The 3,087-nt window shown below is 55.6% G+C and carries 3 protein-coding genes and 1 tRNA gene; 1 reads left to right on the top strand and 3 read right to left on the bottom strand.

What is annotated here, in order from left to right:
* Positions 1–215 precede the first annotated feature (215 nt).
* A tRNA-Pro gene (locus RMO15_RS18625) sits at positions 216–289 on the top strand.
* A 21-nt stretch (positions 290–310) separates the two neighbouring features.
* On the opposite strand, the gene lpxD is transcribed toward RMO15_RS18625, so the two are convergent.
* From lpxD to RMO15_RS18640, 3 genes are all read right to left on the bottom strand, one after another.
* Positions 311–1,363: a UDP-3-O-(3-hydroxymyristoyl)glucosamine N-acyltransferase gene (gene lpxD, locus RMO15_RS18630; protein ID WP_309715185.1), complete on the bottom strand. Its 1,053-nt coding sequence runs from the start codon at positions 1,361–1,363 to the stop codon at positions 311–313.
* Positions 1,363–2,553, bottom strand: a complete 1,191-nt coding sequence (locus tag RMO15_RS18635) for a hypothetical protein (RefSeq protein WP_309715181.1) — start codon at positions 2,551–2,553, stop codon at positions 1,363–1,365. The genes lpxD and RMO15_RS18635 overlap by 1 nt, the downstream gene beginning before the upstream one ends.
* Positions 2,528–3,087, bottom strand: a 560-nt coding sequence (locus RMO15_RS18640) for an OmpH family outer membrane protein (RefSeq protein WP_309715183.1), incomplete at its 5' end; no start/stop codon positions are given. The genes RMO15_RS18635 and RMO15_RS18640, both read right to left, overlap by 26 nt.

Below are 3,087 nucleotides of genomic sequence, written 5' to 3' on the forward strand. Positions count from 1 at the left end.
GCCTTTTTGTATTGTGCTGCCAGGATTTGTTCAAATCGCTCTCGCAGTCTCTGTTTGGTTTGCTCGGTCATCCTGCCATGATGCCCACTTTAGGCGGTGAGTGCAAATCGGCTCCCCTCACCACTTTAATGTCCTGCACCCTAAAGAGGCTAAATGGTTGCGGCCTGTGCGCGGAGGTGATAAGATTCCCCTTGCCGCTTGATCAAAACGGTTCTCGGGGCGTGGCGCAGCTTGGTAGCGCGCTTCGCTGGGGGTGAAGAGGTCGCAGGTTCGAATCCTGTCGCCCCGATTAGAAAAGCCTTCCGCTTCCTCAAGCGGAGGGTTTCTCTTTTTCTAGCTCACCGAGACGCTTCTCTAACTCACGCATCTTCTTGATGAGATCGGGCACACGCGCTTGGGCCGCTTGCTGGCGCATCATCTCTTTGTGAGGACGGGCAGGGAAGCCGGAGACAAACGAGCCCTCGGGGATCTCACCCACCACCACACCACGGCCCGCCACCACAGAGCGCGTTCCAATATGGGCTTGCTCTACCGCTCCTGACTGTCCCGCAAAGACCGAGTAGTCGCCGACATGGACGCCGCCCGCGAGGCCCACCTGCGCAACGATCAAGCAGTGCTTACCTATCTGGCAGTTATGGGCGATATGCACCAGGTTGTCCAGCTTACTTCCCTCGCCGATACTGGTGACACCGGTCTTGGCGCGGTCTATTGTGCAGTTTGCTCCAATCTCCACGTCATCCCCGACCAGAACGGTGCCTATCTGTGGCACTTTCCTGTGCTGACCCCCCACCATCATGTAGCCAAAACCATCTGCGCCCACCACGGTTCCCGAGTGAATAATCGTGCGGCTACCAATTCGAGTGCCATGGAGCAAGGTGACATGCGGGAAAATCACCGTGTCATTGCCAATCTCCACATTGTCTCCGATGTAGCAGAGTGGATGGATCGTGACATTTTTACCCAGCTTGACGTTCTCGCCGATAACGGATTGAGCTCCAATGGAAACTAGCTCGCCATACTGCAGATCGCTTCCAATAACCACCGTCGGGTGGACACCACGTGTGGCATAGACCTCGGGGGCAAAGAGATCTAGGAGCTGGGCAAAGGCAAGCCGTGGGTTTTCAACACCAATAACTACCTTGGAGTCTCCTGAGGATACCGCCGAGAGAGGGGCGAGGATTGCGGAGGCCATCGAGCGCTGAGCTGTCTCCAGAAAGCGCGGGCTCTCCGCAAACGTAATGTCACCGGAGCGTGCCTCTTCTATGGACGCAATTCCGCAGATCATGGTCGCCGGATCGCCGTAGAGGTTTCCCTGTACCACTTCCGCAATCTCAGCCGCCGTTCGGGGGCGTTGCTCTTTCATCACAAGCTTACCTTTATCCAATTTGCAAACTCCGTTGTGCGATCTGGTAGGCCGGGGCGCGGAGTAAAGGACACCCGAATCCGACGGCGCTGGGCCACATCTAAAACCGCCGCTCGTAGCTCTGCCTCAAGCGGGGAGCTTGCACTCTCTTCCCTTTTTAATATCGGTTGTACCGTCGGCTTTTTCGGCAAGGTACCCACTTGGGGAGGGCGTATCGCCACAGCAGGTAGCTTTCCCGCCGCCCGTCGCGTGGGCAGCTCCTCGGCCAGAAGAATACGACTTAGGTTTTCTTCCTGATCCAAGCGTAACAAGAACGTCTCATCGCGGCTTCGAATTCCTTCCAAGCGCTGTGCCACACGGCGACGAACCTCTTCGTCACGATCCTGGGCGCTCTGCTTGCGCTTTTCTTCTGCCTGCACTTCTACCTGAGCAACCCGCACCGACATCTGGTCACACAATACTTTCAAGACATCGCGTGAGGCGGCATAGAGCACCCGTGGGTTCCGCGGGGGAACACCATCTGCCCAGAGAACTTTAGCTCGTCGTGCTTGTGTGGTCGGATCAATCTGTATTTCGGCGCGGAGCCCTGCCTTCTTAAGACGTTCCACCTCCGCCGCCACTTTTTCCGGCTCGTCGCGTATCAGGAGTGTGTTGTTCTCCGGGCTTGCGAGTGCCTGGGAGACCTGGTATTGGGTCTGTGCCAGAGAGATATCATCCTTCATGAGAGCGAGCTGCTCCACGATGGATTTTTGTGCCTCTTCACGGTCTTCTTGTGCCTTACCCGCGACCAAGAGCTGCTCTTGTCCTTCAATCTGCGCCTTACTGATCTCTAAAAGACGTGCCTGTCGTCGCCGGAGGCGTTCCCCAAACTCCTGAACTCCTACCTGATCGGCACCGGTAAGTGCATCACGACCGGCCAAGCGACGTTGCTGTGCCACGTCCCACCCTGATGTCTGGGCGAGGAGCTGCTCCGTCAATAGCGGCGGAGCCGTCACCCGTTCCAGAGAAAGTGGCTGTGGTGAGGGCACCTTGGGCAGAGCTGCCGAAAGAGGATGGCGAGCCATCAAGACATCCAGGCGAACCAGTGCTTCTGTGGGCTTAGGGGAGGGGACAGGTCTCGGAGACGAGCTACTGCACCCCACCAAAGCCACCAGAGCGATGGGGCTACTTTTGGAGAATCTTGACCACATCGTCCGTGATGTCCGTGGACGCATAGATCACCACATTGGAGTTGAATATCATCGCGAGATTTTTTTCCTGCGCGACTTTTTTCACGGCCTCTTTGACAGCCTTCTCCAGCTGATCCTCAAATGAATCACCTTTTTCCTTAATGCGGCGCTCTAAATCTGCCCCGATCTCATTGATAAGAGGTATCCCCTCATTCTGGAGATTATTCAAACGCTCTAGTTCTTTTTTCTCCGTATCCTTAAGGGTGCCTTGTGTCCCTGCGAGCCGGTTGAGGGTACCGGCACTCTGATCCGCTTTCTTCAAGAGATCTGTGGCACGAGTGTTCTCTGCCGCCGTTGCCTTGTCGCCTTTTTCGTAGATCGTAGAAAGCTCGGTCATCTCTTGTTTACTTAAGAAGATCACATTGCCTTCTTTCAAACGGTTGAAGACTCCAGCCATACCTTTACGAAAGACATCAAACTGGCTATCCAGGTCTTTTTTGAGTTTGGACTGAGCCGCACAGGACTGGAAATCCACAATACCGAACTGTTGCTGGG

Origin of the sequence: Armatimonas sp., assembly GCF_031410135.1 — a bacterium.
In the GTDB taxonomy this organism is placed as follows: domain Bacteria; phylum Armatimonadota; class Armatimonadia; order Armatimonadales; family Armatimonadaceae; genus Armatimonas.